This is a genomic window from Martelella limonii, from assembly GCF_013344475.1.
Classification (GTDB): domain Bacteria; phylum Pseudomonadota; class Alphaproteobacteria; order Rhizobiales; family Rhizobiaceae; genus Martelella; species Martelella limonii.
This window is the reverse complement of record NZ_JABUOU010000008.1, coordinates 43,645-58,828: the sequence shown is the minus strand read 5'-3', so window position 1 is coordinate 58,828 and position 15,184 is coordinate 43,645. Positions and strand designations below refer to the sequence as shown.

Below are 15,184 nucleotides of genomic sequence, written 5' to 3'. Positions count from 1 at the left end.
TCACTTCTTCCGCATGGCGTCCGCAAGCGCCGCGCCGAAAGCGCCCTGACCCTGCGGCTTGCCGCCGCGGTCATTGCCGCGCTCGCGCGGCCGGTCGTTGCGTGGGCTGCGCGATGGCGGCGGCGTGCCGTCGTCCTTCTTCATCGAAAGGCCGATGCGCTTGCGCTTCACGTCGACATCGACAACGCGCACCTTCACAACGTCGCCGGCCTTGACCACCTCGTGCGGGTCCCGGACGAACCGGTCGGCAAGCTGGGAAACGTGGACGAGACCGTCCTGGTGGACGCCGATATCGACGAAGGCGCCGAAGGCCGCCACATTTGTCACTGTGCCTTCGAGCGTCATGCCGGGTTTAAGGTCCGAGATCGCATCAATGCCATCGGCAAAGCTTGCCGTTTTGAACTCCGGACGCGGGTCGCGGCCGGGCTTTTCAAGCTCCGCCAGAATGTCACGCACGGTCGGCAGGCCGAAGCGCTCATCCACGAAGGCGCGGGGATCGACGGCCTTCAGGGCGGCGCTGTCGCCCATCAGTGTGCGCAGGTCACGTCCGCAGGCGGCAACGATCTTTTTGGCCACGCTATAGGCTTCCGGGTGCACGGCGGAGGCATCGAGCGGCTCGACGCCGTCGCGGATGCGCAGGAACCCGGCGCTCTGCTCGAAGGCGCGCGGCCCCAGGCGGGCAACCTTCAGCAGTTCCTTGCGGCTCCTGAAGGCACCGTTCTGGTCGCGGTGGACCACGATCGATTCGGCGATTGCAGGGCCGAGGCCTGACACGCGGGCGAGAAGCGGGGCGGAGGCCGTGTTGAGATCGACGCCGACGCCATTCACGGCATCTTCGACAACGGCATCAAGTGCGCGGGACAGCTTGATCTGGTCAACATCGTGCTGGTACTGGCCGACGCCGATCGACTTCGGTTCGATCTTCACCAGTTCGGCGAGCGGATCCTGCAGGCGGCGTGCGATCGAGACCGCGCCGCGCAGCGACACGTCGAGGCCCGGAAATTCCTTTGCGGCCGTTTCCGAGGCGGAATAGACCGAGGCCCCGGCCTCCGACACGATCACCTTCAGCGGCTTCGGCTCCGGTATCTCCTTCAGCACATCGGCCACCAGCTTCTCGGTCTCCCGGCTTGCCGTGCCATTCCCGATCGCGATCAGCGACACATTGTGGCGGGCGATCAGCGCCTTCAGCGCCGCAATCGATCCCTGAATGTCATTGCGCGGCTGGAACGGATAGATGGTGACGGTATCGAGCAGCTTGCCGGTGCCATCGACGGCGGCCACCTTGACGCCGGTGCGGATGCCTGGATCAAGGCCAAGCGTGACGCGCGAGCCTGCGGGCGCAGCCAGCAGCAGGTCCTTCAGATTGCGGGCGAACACGTTGATCGCCTCGTCCTCCGCGCGTTCGCGCATCTCGCGCATCAGGTCGAGCGAGAGCGAGGTGGAGAGCTTCACCCGCCAGCACCAGCCGGCAACCTGCATCAGAAATGCGTTCGCCTTGCCGGATGCGCCGATATCGAAGAACCGGGCAATCATCTGCTGGGCCGGCTTGACCGGCGATGGATCGTCGCGGTCGGCTTCGATCGCAACCGACAGCACTTCCTCGTTGAAGCCGCGCAGCATGGCGAGCACGCGGTGGCCCGGCGCTTTCGCAAAATCTTCCGCGTGGTCGAAATAGTCGGAGAACTTCTGGCCCGCTTCTTCCTTGCCCGCAACGACCCTGGCGTAGAGCTTGGCATTGTCGCGCATGTACTGGCGCAGCCGGCCCACCAGCGCGGCGTTTTCGGCAAATTCTTCCGAAAGGATATCGCGCGCGCCGTCGAGCGCTGCGCGGGTATCGGCGACCTTGTCGTTGACGAAGCCTGCGGCGAGCTTTTCCGGATCGGCGTTGCGATCCCTGAAGATTGCGTCGGCGAGCGGCTGGAGGCCGTTTTCGCGCGCGATCATTGCTCTTGTGCGGCGCTTGGGCTTGTAGGGAAGGTAGAGATCCTCGAGTTCGGATTTCGTGGTGACGGCGGCGATCTTTCCCGAAAGCTCATCCGTCATCTTGCCTTGGCTGGTGATCGATTCGACGATCGTGCTCCGTCGCGCTTCGAGTTCGCGCAGATAGCCGACCCGTTCGGCAAGGGTGCGCAACTGGCCGTCATCGAGCCCGCCGGTCGCTTCCTTGCGGTAGCGCGCGACGAAGGGCACGGTCGCGCCGTCATCCAGAAGCCTTAGCGCGGCATCCACCTGGTCGGGGCGGGCCTTGATTTCCTCTGCGACGATGCGGGCGATTTTTGCTGCGGGCATATGTTTCATTCCATCTTTGAAGGAGGAGCGAATTTAGGCGTTCATCGCGCCGAAACAATGGCTTTCCGAAGGGTAGGGGTGAGCGTCCACAATATTGCCCCTGATGTTAACGCATCCCGGCCTTGACCTTTTCCGCGCGCCTGCTTACCCAACCGCCAACAGGGTGACAAACGGAGCGGACCCATGAATGTCCTTCTGATCGGTTCTGGCGGGCGCGAGCATGCGCTGGCCTGGAAACTCGCGCAATCCCCCGAAATCGGCGATCTGTTTGCCGCGCCAGGCAATCCCGGCATCGCCCACCACGCGGTTTGCGTGGCGCTCGATGTAACAGACCATCAGGCGGTTGTTTCCTTCTGCAGGGAAAAGGCCATCGATCTGGTGGTGGTCGGACCCGAGGCGCCGCTGGTTGCAGGCATTGCCGACGATCTTCAGGCTGCAGGCCTCAAGGTGTTCGGCCCGACAAAGGCCGCGGCCCAGCTCGAAGGCTCCAAGGGTTTCACCAAGGACCTCTGCGCCCGTTACAAGATTCCGACCGGCGCCTATCAGCGCTTCGACAATGCCGAGGCCGCCAAGGCCTATGTGCATGAAATCGGCGCCCCGATCGTGATCAAGGCCGATGGCCTTGCCGCCGGCAAGGGCGTCACGGTCGCGCGCACCAATGACGAGGCGATCGCCGCCATCGAGGACTGCTTCTCCGGCACGTTCGGCGAAGCGGGCGCCGAAGTGGTGGTCGAGGAATTTCTGGTCGGCGAAGAGGCAAGCTTCTTCTGCCTCTCCGATGGCAAGAATGCGCTGGCGCTTGCGACCGCGCAGGATCACAAGGCCGTCGGCGACGGCGACACCGGGCCGAACACCGGTGGCATGGGCGCCTATTCGCCCGCTCCGGTCATGGATGCGGCGATGATCGAGCGCACGATGAAGGAGATCATCGAGCCGACGATCCGCGGCATGGCCGAAATGGGCCATCCTTTCCAGGGCGTGCTGTATGCCGGCCTGATGATCACATCGAAAGGCCCGGAGCTGATCGAGTACAATGCCCGCTTCGGCGATCCGGAATGCCAGGTCCTGATGATGCGGCTGAAGAGCGATCTCCTGCCGATCCTTGCCGCCTGCGCCGAAGGCCGCCTCGATGAGGTGACCGCGGAGTGGACAGATCAGACCGCGCTGACGGTTGTCGTGGCGACCAGGGGGTATCCGGGAGCATACAAGAAGGGCAGCGAAATCAAGGCATTGCCAGATGACGACCGGTTCGCCCATACCTTCCATGCCGGCACGGCGGTGAAGGACAGCAAGCTGATCGCCACCGGCGGCCGCGTGCTGAACGTCACGGCGCTTGGACCGAATGTGACGGAGGCGCAGACGCGCGCCTATGAGCTGATCGAAGATATCGACTGGCCGGAGGGCTTCTGCCGCCGCGATATCGGCTGGCGCGCTGTCGCCCGCGAAGAGGGCTGACGTCGGCCGCTGTTGACGTTTGCGGGCACAAGGTCCCGTACCTGACAGATCGCTTTGCCGCCGCCGGATCTCCGTCGGCGGCTTTACTATGCCCTTCGTCCTCAGGCCGGGATGATCAATGCCTGGGCGCGCGCCTTCAGAAGGTCTGCAATCCGTTCCGTCGTTTCCCGGTCAAGCCGCGTGACCGGGCCCGAAACCGCGATCGCGCCGCGCAAGACGCCATTCTGATCGAAGACGGGCGCCGCGATCGCTGCCACATCCGGATTGCGCTCGCCGCGTGAGGTCGCGTAACCCTTGCTGCGGACCGCATCCCATTCGGGATCGCGATTGCCATTGAAAGCCTGCAGCACCTTGCCGGAGGCGCCGAAGCCGATCGGCAGTTCGACGCCTTCCGCCACCGAATGGCGGATGGCCCGCGCGGGCTCGCTGCGATAGAGGCAGAGGCGGATATCCCCGCGCCGTACGTAGAAGGAGGCGGTTTCGCCTGTCTCTTCGGCAAGGCGTGCGAGTTCGGCCCTGATCCCGTCCCCAAGCGAAAATGATGCGCGATATTGTGCGCCAAGCCGCCAGACCGTGCTCGCCAGCCGGTAGTGGCCGTGCTCGTCACGTTCGACATATCCGAAGCGAATCAGAGAGTTGAGCAGTCTCAGGATGGTGCTCTTGTAGAGCCCTGTCTGTTTCGAAAGGGCGGCCAGCGTCAATGGCGAATCGGCCGTCGCGAAGCACTCGAGTATCAGAAGGGCCCGGTCCACGGCGTCGACGCCCTTGTGCTCTTCTGTCGGGTTCACGGCATTCCCCAATCCTCTGGACTGTCAAGTTTCGTTCTGTTATGATGAACGACGTTCTATTGAATAGAACGATAAGATATGATTGGCAAGCTTAAATTGACGAACACTCAACAAAAGACGTCACCCCTTTCCGGAATCAGGGTTCTGGATCTCACCAATGTGCTGGCGGGCCCGTTCTGCTGTCACCAGCTGGCCCACATGGGCGCAGAGGTGATCAAGGTCGAGAATGTGAAGGGTGGGGATCTGGCGCGCCAGCTCGGCGCCGATCCGGAGCTCAATGCTCGTAACATGGGCATCTCCTTCCTCGCCCAGAATGCCGGCAAGAAGTCGGTCACGCTCAATCTCAAGGACGAGACCGGCAAGGCGCTTCTGAAACAGCTGGTGGCAAGCGCCGACGTGCTGGTCGAAAACTATCGCCCCGGCGTGATGAAGCGGCTCGGCGTCGATTACGAGGTGCTGAAAGCCGTCAACCCGAACCTCGTCTATTGCGCGATATCCGGTTTCGGGCAGGAGGGGCCCTGGGTCCATCGTCCGGCCTATGACCAGATCATCCAGGGCAGTTCCGGCGTGATGTCGATTACCGGCGGCGCTGACAGTGCTCCGATGCGGGTGGGCTATCCGATCGCCGATACGATCGGCGGCATGACGGCGGCGTTTGCGATCGCAGCGGCGCTCAATGCGCCGGAGCGTGGCGCCTTTATCGATGTTTCGATGCTGGAATCGGTGATCGCGACCATGGGCTGGGCGGTTTCGAACTATCTGATCGGCGGCGTGGCGCCGACCGCGAACGGCAATGAGAACCTGACATCGGCCCCTTCAGGCACGTTTCAGGCCGAAGATGCACCCATCAATATTGCCGCCAACAAGGATGAGCAGTGGGAAGCGCTGGCGCGCCATATCGGCAGGCCGGAACTGATTGCCGATCCGCGCTATGCCACCCGCGAATTGCGCAAGACGAACCGTCTCACGCTGAAGGCCGAAATCGAAACCGTGCTGGTCACCCGGCCTGCGCGCGACTGGGCGCGTGAACTGAACCGGATCGGGGTGCCTGCAGGCGCGGTTCTTTCCGTTCCCGAAGTGCTCGCCCATCCGCAGATCACCGAACGGGGCCTGCTTGCGACTTTTGGCTTAGTGCCGGGGGTCGAAAGAGACATTACAGTCGTCAGAACCGGGTTCAAGGTCGATGGCAGCGCGCCTGCCGTTGATTCGCCGCCCCCTGAGCTCGGCCAGGACAATGAAGACATTTATCGTGGTCTCGGCCTCACCGGCCGGCAGGTCGCAGAATTGAAGGAAAGCGGGGTCATATGAGCGACGTTGCCGATTGGTGGACCACCGAAATCATCGACATGGCGCCCGGCCAGATCCGCATGCGCGGCAAGCCGATCGAGGAGCTCATCGGCAATGTCAGCTTTGCCCAGATGGTATGGCTGATGACGCGTGGCACGCTGCCTTCCAGAGCGGAAGCTGATCTCCTCGAGGCAGCGCTCGTTGCCGCCGTCGATCACGGTCCGCAGGCGCCCTCGATTGCTGCGGCCCGCATGGCGGTGACCTGCGGGCTTTCGCTCAATGGCGCGATGGCCAATGCCGTCAACATGCTGGACGACGTCCATGGCGGCGCGGGCGAACAGGCGCTGGAGCTTTACCGGGAGATCGATGCGCTGGCCGATGGCCGTGAAGAGCGGCTTGCGGGCGCTGTGGCCGAGGCGGTCGACGCCTTTCAGAAAGCGCGCGGCAAATATATTCCGGGCTTCGGGCACCGGTTCCACAAACCCGTCGATCCCCGCAGCCCGCGGCTGCTGGCGCTTGTCGACGAGGCCGCGGCAGCCGGCGTGGTGAGCGGCCGCTTCGCCGCGATCGGCCGCGCGCTCTCCGACCATCTTCAGGCACTGCGCGGCAAGCCCGTGCCCATGAACATCGATGGCGCAACGGCCGTGATTTATGGCGAGCTCGGCTTTCCGGCGCCGCTTGCGCGCGGGCTTTTCTGCCTGTCGCGCTCGGTTGGCGCGATGTCGCACGCCTATGAACAGATGCAGCAGGGAGGCCGCAACAAGGGCCCGACCCCGCCGCACTACCGGTGGACCTACAAGGGCCCCAATCCGATTTCCTGAAATGGTCAAAAGGGAGGACCATCATGACCAGACTACGTAACCTCTTGGCAGCATTGTCGCTCGGCCTTGCCGTCGCAAGCCCGGCCGCAGCCTTCGAGCCGAGTGCGACGGAATGCATCGCACCCGCAGCCCCCGGCGGCGGCTGGGACTTCACCTGCCGCCAGGTCGGCAAGGTGATGCAGGACCTGAAGCTGGTGCCCGGCACGATGCAGGTCATCAATCTCGTGGGCGGCTCGGGCGGCGTGGCCTTTGCCGAAGTCGTCACCAAGCGCGACAGTGACGAAGATCTGCTGGTCGCAGCCTCGTCCGCCACCGCCACCCGTCTGGCGCAGGGCGCATTCCCGGGCAACAACGCCGATCAGGTCCGCTGGGTCGGCTCGATCGGCGCCGATTACGGCATCATCGCCGTTGCCAAGGACTCGCCGATCAACACGCTTCCCGAGCTTCTCGACAAGATCAAGGCCGATCCGAAGAGCGTCGCGATCGCAGGCGGCTCCGCTGTCGGCGGCTGGGACCATCTGAAGGTGCTGATGGCCGCGAAGAAGGCGGGCGTTGCCGATGTCCGGCAGATCAAATACGTCGCCTTCGAGGGCGGCGGCGAGGCCGTGACGCAGCTTCTGGCTGGCTCGGTGCAGGCGTTTACCGGCGATGCTTCCGAAGCCAAGGGCTTCGTCGATTCCGGCGATATCAAGGTGATCGCGGTGCTCGCGCCCGAGCGCATGCCCGGCGACTTCGCGAACTTCCCGACCGCCAAGGAACAGGGTGTTGATGTAGTCGGCGCCAACTGGCGCGGTTTCTACGCCCCCGGCAAGATCAGCGACGAGGCCTATGACTACTGGGTGGACGCCGTTCAGCAGGTCTATGTCTCCGACGAATGGAAGCAGATCATGACCCAGAGCGGTCTGGCACCTCTGGACAAGAGCGGCCCGGAATTCCAGGCCTTCGTGATGGAATCCATCGCGGAGATCCAGGAATTGTCGCGCGAGATCGGCATTTTGAAGTAATATCGCCGACAGAGGCCGGCCGGTGGGGGAACCTGCCGGCCTTTTCATCCGGTTTCAAAGCGCGATCACACGCGTCTTGATGCATATGTGCCCTGGGGAGGCATTCCATGAGTGACCGTATTTTCGGCGGCTTCGGCATCGTCATTGCTGCCATCTATATCTGGCAGGCCTGGCTCACGCCCGAAAGCTTCATGAGCGATCCGATCGGACCGAAGACGTTTCCGATCATCGTTGGCGTCATCCTTGCCGTGGCGAGCCTCGTCATCGTGCTGATGCCGGACGCCGAGCCCGACTGGCCACAGGCAAAGTCGCTCGCGGAGATCGCCGTCTCGGCCTGTCTGCTGTTTGCCTACGCCTACTTCCTGCCTGTGCTTGGCTTCGTGATCGCCACGATGATTGCCGCGGGCTTCCTGTCCTGGCGGCTGGGCGCACCGGCGCTGAAGGCGGCGATTGCCGGCGTCTGCATTTCCGTCGGAATTTACGTCGTGTTCCATCTCGTGCTCGGTCTGCATCTGGCGACCGGGCCGCTTGGTATCTAGGGGGAAGCCATGCAGACGATTTCCGCACTTGCCGACGGCTTCGCCGTTGCGCTCACCTTCCAGAACATGGCGCTTGCCCTGCTGGGCTGCTTTCTCGGCACCATCATCGGCGCCTTGCCGGGTCTTGGGCCGTCGAATGGGGTAGCGATCCTGATCCCGCTTGCCTTCACGCTCGGCCTTCCTGCAACGCCGGCGCTCATCCTTTTGACCTCGATCTATTTCGGGGCGATGTATGGCGGGCGCATTTCCTCGATCCTGCTCAACATTCCCGGCGACGAGCCGGCGATGATGACGACGCTGGACGGCTATCCGATGGCCCAGCAGGGCCGCGCCGGAGAGGCGCTGGCGCTTTCGGGCATTGCGTCATTCGTCGGCTCGTTCTTCGCCATCTGCGGTCTTGCGGTGCTGGCGCCGCAGCTGGTCAAGGTCGCGCTGCTGTTCGGCCCCGCGGAATATTTCGCGCTCTATGTGCTTGCCTTTGCAACGCTTGGCGGGGTGACGAGCCGCAACCAGGCGAAGTCGGCGTTCGCTGCAGCGCTTGGTCTCGGAATCGCCATGATCGGCGTCGACCAGCAGACCGGTGTTCCGCGTCTGACCTTCGGCGAAATCCACCTTTATGACGGCATCGATTTCCTGGTGGCGATCGTTGGTCTCTTCGCGCTTTCGGAGGTGTTCACCTTCCTCGAGCACCGTGGCAGCGACGTCGACAAGGCCGAGAGCAAGGATGACAAGGTCAAGATCGGCCGCATCCTGCCGCAGTGGAAGATGTTGCGCTTCACCAGCGGATCCATGGCGCGCGGCACGGTGATCGGCTTTCTGGCGGGCGTGCTGCCGGGGGCGGGTGCCTCGCTCGGCTCGTTCCTCGCCTATGGCGCCGAACGCAGCCTGAAGAACGGCAAGAACACGTTCGGCAAGGGCGATCCGCGCGGTGTTGCAGCACCCGAGGCCGGAAACAATGCCGCTGCCGGCGGCGCGCTGGTGCCGATGCTTGCACTCGGCGTGCCGGGCTCCGGCACCACCGCTGTGCTGCTGGCGATGTTGCTGGCGCTCAACATTACGCCCGGCCCGCTGCTCTTTACCCAGAACCCCGACGTGGTGTGGGGCCTGATTGCGGCCCTGATGATCGGCAACGTCATGCTGCTGCTCCTCAACATCCCGATGGTAGGCCTGTTCGTGCGGCTTCTGCTGGTGCCGTCGCGCTACCTGATGCCGGCGGTGGCGATGATTTCCTTCGTCGGGATCTACGGCATTTCCGGTTCGGTCTTCGACCTGACGGTGATGATCCTGTTCGGTCTCGGCGGCTGGGCGCTGCGCAAGCTTGATGTGCCGCTGGTTCCGGTGATCATGGGCGTGCTTCTGGGCAACCAGATGGAGGTCAACCTGCGTCGCGCCATGACGATCTCCGACGGCGAATGGAGCACGCTCTTCGCATCGCCGCTGTCGATCGGGCTCTGGCTGGTGGCAATTGCGGGCTTTGCGCTGCCCATCGTTCTGAGCCGCATGAACCGCCGCATCGATCCCGCCAAGCTGCGCAGCGAGGAAGTGTCTGAAGGCGATTGATGTTGCGAAAAAGGCGGTGGCTGCCTGCATTGGCGGCCGCTCATGGTATTCAGGCCAATCCGGCACCCAGCCGGGTTGGCCTTTTGTTTTCAGCATGCCGTTTCCGCCGGTCTTCGAAAGGCAATTGCGCAGTTGAGGATGCGTCCGGCAAGACACGAAAGCTCGGACTTCCGTCTCGCCCACCACGAGGTCCGGCAAGCTTTCGATGGTTAAAGAGGCTTTAACCCATCGCTGTTAGCCTGACCGGCGAATCTGCCTGAACCGTTTGCGGTTCCTGGCGGATGTGTTGGTTTGAAGATTTGAAGGTATCGGGCAAATGGCTGCACGGGCAGAGCGTTTTGAACACAGAAGCGGCGGCGAGTTTTCGCTCATCTCATTTGTGCGGCGCTATGTTGCGGCCCTCTTCGGCTTCGCCCTGTTCGTGGCGCTTTGCCTTGCAATCGCGGCCATGGCGACTTGGAATGTCGATGATCCGAGCGCGCTTCACGCGACCGGAAGGCTTCCCACCAATATTCTCGGTTATACCGGCGCCGATTTTGCCGACATCGTGATGCAGGCCTTTGGTCTTGCGAGCGTTTTCGCGCTGCTCCCGATGCTTGCCTGGTCGCTTTCGATGATGGCCGGGCGACGCATCTACCGCAAACCCTCCCGTATCATCGCCTGGGCCGGTGCGGCGATCCTGACGGCAGCCGTTCTCGGCTGCGTGCCGCCGCCGCCGACCTGGCCGCTGCCGAACGGTCTCGGCGGGGTGTCCGGCGATATCATCCTGCGCTTTCCAGCGCTCTTCATCGGTGAATATCCGTCGGGTCTGGCCGCCATGATCGTCGGCGGCATCTTCGGCCTGCCCGCGCTCTTCCTCCAGCTTTATGCCGCTGGACTGATCTTCCGCCAGCCTCGGTTCGTTCCTGAAAAGCCTTCCTCGAAGCGCAGGGCCAGCGAGCCGGGCGCGCCTTCCGTCGCCGACCTTTCCGAGGAGCGTGAAGGCTTCTTCTCCTTCGCTCCGGTGGTCGGCCATCTGGCGCATGTCTGGTATCTGTCACGGGCCCGGTTCAACAAGATCTTCGGCCGCCGCCGCAGGGACGATTCGCTGGAATTCGACGAACCCTACGATTTCAACGAGGACAGCTTCGATCGTCTCGATGACGAGGCACCTGCCTATCCGTCCTTCCGCCGCAGCGGCGAGCCCAGCCTCGTCGATCCGGACCGTCCGCGCGAACAGGGTTACAGGCCTGCCGATCCGCCGCCGTTCGACTATGGCGCAGGCGATGATTACGACGACGAGGACAGCCTGCCGGAGGGCGTGCTGAGCGCCGACTTCGAACAGAGAGAGACTGTCGCTGCGGGACGTCGCGGCGCGCAGCGCGGCCGCGTGGTCGCAACACCCGCCGAACCGCCGCGTCCCGCCAATGCCGGCAATATGCGCCGGGGTGGCGCACCGCACGCGCAGCGCGGCTTCGAACTGCCGTCGGTGGCGCTGCTTGCCGAGCCCAAGGGCCTTGGCCGCGACCGGGCGCTTTCGAGCGACGTGCTGGAGGAAAATGCCCGTACGCTTGAAAAGGTGCTCGAAGATTTCGGCGTCAAGGGCGAGATCATCCATGTCCGTCCCGGCCCGGTGGTCACGCTATACGAACTGGAGCCCGCTCCGGGCATCAAGTCCTCGCGCGTGATCGGCCTTGCCGACGATATCGCCCGCTCGATGGCGGCGATCTCCGCTCGCGTGGCTGTCATTCCCGGCCGCAATGCGATCGGCATCGAGCTGCCGAACCCGAACCGGGAGACCGTGTTCCTGCGCGAACTCGTCGCCAGCCAGGATTTCCAGAATTCCAAGGCGAAGCTTGCCATGGCGCTCGGCAAGACCATCGGCGGCGAACCGGTGACGGCCGACCTTGCCAAGATGCCGCATCTGCTGATTGCCGGCACCACCGGTTCGGGCAAGTCCGTTGCCGTCAACACCATGATCCTGTCGTTGCTCTACCGCCTGTCGCCGGAACAGTGCCGCCTGATCATGATCGACCCGAAAATGCTCGAACTCTCCGTCTATGACGGCATTCCGCACCTGCTTTCGCCGGTCGTGACCGATCCGAAGAAGGCTGTCGTCGCGCTGAAATGGACCGTGCGGGAGATGGAAGAACGCTACAAGAACATGGCAAAGCTCGGCGTGCGCAACATCGACGGCTTCAACAGCCGCGTGGCGCAGGCCGGCGAGAAGGGCGAAACCCTGTCGCGCACCGTGCAGACCGGCTTCGACCGCGAGACCGGCGAGGCGGTTTACGAGACCGAGGAATTCGATCTCGCGCCGATGCCCTATATCGTCGTGATCATCGACGAGATGGCCGACCTGATGATGGTCGCCGGCAAGGATATCGAAGGCGCTGTCCAGCGGCTGGCGCAGATGGCGCGCGCGGCGGGTATCCACGTCATCATGGCGACCCAGCGCCCCTCGGTTGACGTCATCACCGGCACGATCAAGGCAAACTTCCCGACGCGCATTTCCTTCCAGGTGACATCGAAGATCGACAGCCGCACCATTTTGGGAGAGCAGGGGGCCGAGCAGCTTCTCGGCCAGGGCGATATGCTGCACATGGCCGGGGGCGGGCGCATCCAGCGCGTCCACGGGCCGTTCGTCTCCGATCCGGAAGTCGAAGAAATCGTCGCCTACCTCAAGACCCAGGGCACGCCGGACTACCTCGATGCGATCACCGCCGATGACGATGAAGATGGCGATGGTGGCTATGACGGCGAGGGCGGCGGCTCGGGCAACCTTGCCAAGTCCGACGACCCTTATGACCAGGCGGTTGCAGTCGTTCTGCGCGATGGCAAGGCCTCGACCTCTTACGTCCAGCGCCGCCTCGGCATCGGCTACAACCGCGCGGCGAGCCTGATCGAGCGGATGGAGCAGGAAGGCATCATCGGACCGGCGAACCATGCCGGAAAACGCGAAATACTCGTGCCGACCGAACAGGACATCATTGAAGGGCCGCGCTGACGCCCCATCTTTGTCCTCAAACAAAGCCTGTCGGTTGGCCGCGAAAACGCCGCGTTGCCGGCTCAACCGGGCCGCAATCAGTTTTCAGGATCGCATCATGAGCAAAACAAAAAACACTTCATCCAAGATCCAGGGTCGCCGCCGTTTTCTCGGTGGTCTCGTCGCAACATCGGCGCTGCTGCTGGCCGTTCCCGCAATGGCGGAATTGCTGCCGAGCGCCGGCAATGTTCCCTTGCCGACAAAACGTGACGGCTCGCTGCCGGTTCAGCAGGTGGCGACGGCGTCTGCTGCCAGTGCGGCGCAGCGCGTTGCCGACCATTTCTCCTCGGTCAAATCGATGACCGGCGAGTTCATGCAGTTTGGTCCGCGCGGAGAACAGTCCGGCGGCAAGTTCTATCTCGAACGTCCGGGCAAGCTGCGCTTCGACTATGACGCGCCATCGACGCTGAAGGTGATCGCCGACGGACGCAATGTCGCGGTCGGCAACGGAAGTCTCGACACCTGGGATTTTTATCCGCTGTCGCGCACGCCGCTGTCGCTTCTGCTGGCCGACAAGATCGACCTTCAGCACCGCATGGTGCGCGACGTGCGCGAGCAGAACGGCCTGACGGTGATCGTGCTCGGCGACAAGACGGTCTTCGGCGATCAGGTGATCACGCTGATGTTCGACAGCAAGACCTTCGAATTGCGCCAGTGGACGATCACCGATGCGCAGGGCAAGGACACGACGGTGATCCTGTCGAACGTCAAGACCGGCGTGCAGTTCGCCCGCTCGGTGTTCCGCATCCCCTATGACCAGATCATGGCGAGCCCGGGCAGCGACAACTGACGCCGCTCTTCCGGGGCCAGGGCGAATCGCCTATTGCTGATCCCCCGATCAGCAAGGAAGGCCTATCCCGTGAAACTGACGACATGGAACATCAATTCGGTGCGCCTCAGGCTTCCGATCGTGGAGCACTTTCTGAAGGCGTACGCCCCGGATATTCTCTGTCTTCAGGAGATCAAGTGCCTGAACGACCAGTTTCCCTACAAGCCGCTGCGGGCGCTTGGTTACGAGCATATCGCGGTGCATGGCCAGAAGGGCTATCACGGGGTGGCGATCATCTCGCGCATCCCGCTCGGCGAAGGGTTCTCGACCGACTACTGCGCCATGGGCGACACACGCCATATTTCGGCGGTGATCGACGCCGGCGGCCGCAAGATCCGCTTGCACAATTTCTATGTGCCGGCCGGCGGTGACGAGCCCGATCCCGAGATCAATCCGAAATTCCGCCACAAGCTCGACTTCCTGGAAGAGATGAAGGTGTTGAAGGCCGATCAGGGCGACGGCATCGGCTCGATCCTGGTGGGCGACCTCAACATTGCGCCCATGGAAAACGACGTCTGGTCGCACAAGCAACTCCTGAAAGTCGTCAGCCACACGCCCGTCGAGACCGAAGGCATGATGGATCTGATCGAGAAGGGCGGCTGGGTGGACCTGATGCGCCACGTCACGCCCGCAGACGAAAAGCTCTATACGTGGTGGAGCTACCGCGCCAAGGACTGGCAGGCCGCCAATCGCGGCCGCCGTCTGGACCATATCTGGACCTCGCCCGATCTCGTGCCGGCGTTCGAGCGCTTCGATATCCTCACCGAAGCCCGCGGTTGGGAAAAGCCATCCGACCACGTGCCGGTAACGGCGCATTTTTCGCTTTGATCGTCAGCCCTTCGGCGGCAGCTCTCTGACGGCCCCCTGAAGCAGGATGCCGAGCACTACGGCATTGAGGATGTGCCAGAGGAAATGCGTGCCGAGGCCTGCCGTCAGCGCGCAGGCGGACTGGTCGAGGCTGCGGAATGTCAGCGACATGATGAAGATGGCGGTCGCCGCCGCGAAATAGCGCCAAACGGGATGCTCGCGCCAGAGCGTGATGACCGTACCAAGCGCCATGGCGATGAGGGCAGGGGCATATTGCAGCGAGCCATTGAGCGGCGCTGCGCCTTCGCGGGAGACGAGCCCGACGAGATAGGCGATCAGCGCAAAGCCCATGATGGTCGCAATCATGTAGCCGATCACATCAAAGGTCCTGTCGCCCGCTGCGCGGACGAACAGAAGCAGGATGTAGAGGAAGAAGAACAGCCAGATGGGGATGACGTCGAGCGCCGCGGACAGCGGCGTTGCGAGCGTATGGAACAGGAATGAGCCGATGCCGATGAGGGCGACGAGGGCGATGACCGTGAGTTCGAGGGGGCCTCTCTGCGCGCGCCGCCATGCTTGCGGCCAGGCGAGCGCTGCGGCGATGATGAAGGCGATATTGGTCAATGCGTTGATCGGCTCGGCCCAGAAGCCGGCGGCCGTGCGTTCGCAGTAAATGTCGATATAGGGGGCAGGGTCCATCAGCGTCACCGGTTTGTTCAACGCATTCTAGCGCGAACCTGCCTTACCGGGCCAGAGCATACACTGCCGTCAGCGTGGCTT

At 63.3% G+C, this 15,184-nt stretch carries 12 protein-coding genes; 9 read left to right on the top strand and 3 right to left on the bottom strand.

All coding sequences use genetic code 11. The features are described 5' to 3' along the window. Entirely contained in the window at positions 1 to 2,289 is a 2,289-nt protein-coding gene (locus HPQ62_RS15715) for a Tex family protein (protein ID WP_174803525.1), read from the bottom strand. Positions 2,290 to 2,472: 183 nt separating this feature from the next. On the opposite strand from HPQ62_RS15715, the gene purD reads away from it, so the two are divergent. After that, entirely contained in the window at positions 2,473 to 3,744 is a 1,272-nt protein-coding gene (gene purD, locus HPQ62_RS15710) for a phosphoribosylamine--glycine ligase (RefSeq protein WP_174803524.1), read from the top strand. Positions 3,745 to 3,845: 101 nt separating this feature from the next. On the opposite strand, the gene HPQ62_RS15705 is transcribed toward purD, so the two are convergent. Beyond that, the gene (locus HPQ62_RS15705) at positions 3,846 to 4,532 is read right to left on the bottom strand and encodes an IclR family transcriptional regulator domain-containing protein (RefSeq protein ID WP_174803523.1); all 687 of its coding nucleotides are present in this window, start codon (positions 4,530 to 4,532) and stop codon (positions 3,846 to 3,848) included. Positions 4,533 to 4,628: 96 nt separating this feature from the next. On the opposite strand from HPQ62_RS15705, the gene HPQ62_RS15700 reads away from it, so the two are divergent. From HPQ62_RS15700 to xth, 8 genes are all read left to right on the top strand, one after another. Beyond that, entirely contained in the window at positions 4,629 to 5,840 is a 1,212-nt protein-coding gene (locus HPQ62_RS15700; protein ID WP_244629728.1) for a CaiB/BaiF CoA transferase family protein, read from the top strand. Further along, positions 5,837 to 6,640: a citryl-CoA lyase gene (locus tag HPQ62_RS15695; RefSeq protein ID WP_174803521.1), complete on the top strand. Its 804-nt coding sequence runs from the start codon at positions 5,837 to 5,839 to the stop codon at positions 6,638 to 6,640. Before HPQ62_RS15700 ends, HPQ62_RS15695 begins: the two co-directional genes overlap by 4 nt. Positions 6,641 to 6,663: 23 nt before the next feature. Then, positions 6,664 to 7,644, top strand: a complete 981-nt coding sequence (locus HPQ62_RS15690) for a Bug family tripartite tricarboxylate transporter substrate binding protein (RefSeq protein WP_174803520.1) — start codon at positions 6,664 to 6,666, stop codon at positions 7,642 to 7,644. 107 nt (positions 7,645 to 7,751) lie between these two features. Further along, positions 7,752 to 8,183 (top strand): tripartite tricarboxylate transporter TctB family protein, encoded by a 432-nt coding sequence (locus tag HPQ62_RS15685; protein WP_174803519.1) that lies wholly within the window; start codon positions 7,752 to 7,754, stop codon positions 8,181 to 8,183. A 9-nt stretch (positions 8,184 to 8,192) separates the two neighbouring features. Next, positions 8,193 to 9,743: a tripartite tricarboxylate transporter permease gene (locus tag HPQ62_RS15680; RefSeq protein WP_174803518.1), complete on the top strand. Its 1,551-nt coding sequence runs from the start codon at positions 8,193 to 8,195 to the stop codon at positions 9,741 to 9,743. Positions 9,744 to 10,059: 316 nt separating this feature from the next. Further along, entirely contained in the window at positions 10,060 to 12,729 is a 2,670-nt protein-coding gene (locus tag HPQ62_RS15675; protein ID WP_174803517.1) for an FtsK/SpoIIIE family DNA translocase, read from the top strand. A gap of 97 nt (positions 12,730 to 12,826) precedes the next feature. Continuing rightward, entirely contained in the window at positions 12,827 to 13,558 is a 732-nt protein-coding gene (locus HPQ62_RS15670; RefSeq protein WP_244629727.1) for an outer membrane lipoprotein carrier protein LolA, read from the top strand. A 69-nt stretch (positions 13,559 to 13,627) separates the two neighbouring features. Then, a complete protein-coding gene (gene xth / locus HPQ62_RS15665; protein WP_342343722.1) occupies positions 13,628 to 14,425 on the top strand; it encodes an exodeoxyribonuclease III in 798 nt (265 codons plus the stop codon). Between the two features lie 3 nt (positions 14,426 to 14,428). Here xth and HPQ62_RS15660 read toward each other — a convergent pair whose 3' ends face one another. Then, a complete protein-coding gene (locus HPQ62_RS15660; RefSeq protein WP_174803516.1) occupies positions 14,429 to 15,103 on the bottom strand; it encodes a ceramidase domain-containing protein in 675 nt (224 codons plus the stop codon). Positions 15,104 to 15,184: the final 81 nt, after the last annotated feature.

Bases quoted from the DNA above. Each gene is read 5' to 3' on its own strand.
- HPQ62_RS15715 (WP_174803525.1), bottom strand. From the start codon at position 2,289: ATGCCCGCAGCAAAAATCGCCCGCATCGTCGCAGAGGAAATCAAGGCC.
- purD (WP_174803524.1), top strand. From the start codon at position 2,473: ATGAATGTCCTTCTGATCGGTTCTGGCGGGCGCGAGCATGCGCTGGCC.
- HPQ62_RS15695 (WP_174803521.1), top strand. From the start codon at position 5,837: ATGAGCGACGTTGCCGATTGGTGGACCACCGAAATCATCGACATGGCG.
- HPQ62_RS15690 (WP_174803520.1), top strand. From the start codon at position 6,664: ATGACCAGACTACGTAACCTCTTGGCAGCATTGTCGCTCGGCCTTGCC.
- HPQ62_RS15685 (WP_174803519.1), top strand. From the start codon at position 7,752: ATGAGTGACCGTATTTTCGGCGGCTTCGGCATCGTCATTGCTGCCATC.
- HPQ62_RS15680 (WP_174803518.1), top strand. From the start codon at position 8,193: ATGCAGACGATTTCCGCACTTGCCGACGGCTTCGCCGTTGCGCTCACC.
- HPQ62_RS15675 (WP_174803517.1), top strand. From the start codon at position 10,060: ATGGCTGCACGGGCAGAGCGTTTTGAACACAGAAGCGGCGGCGAGTTT.
- HPQ62_RS15670 (WP_244629727.1), top strand. From the start codon at position 12,827: ATGAGCAAAACAAAAAACACTTCATCCAAGATCCAGGGTCGCCGCCGT.
- HPQ62_RS15660 (WP_174803516.1), bottom strand. From the start codon at position 15,103: ATGGACCCTGCCCCCTATATCGACATTTACTGCGAACGCACGGCCGCC.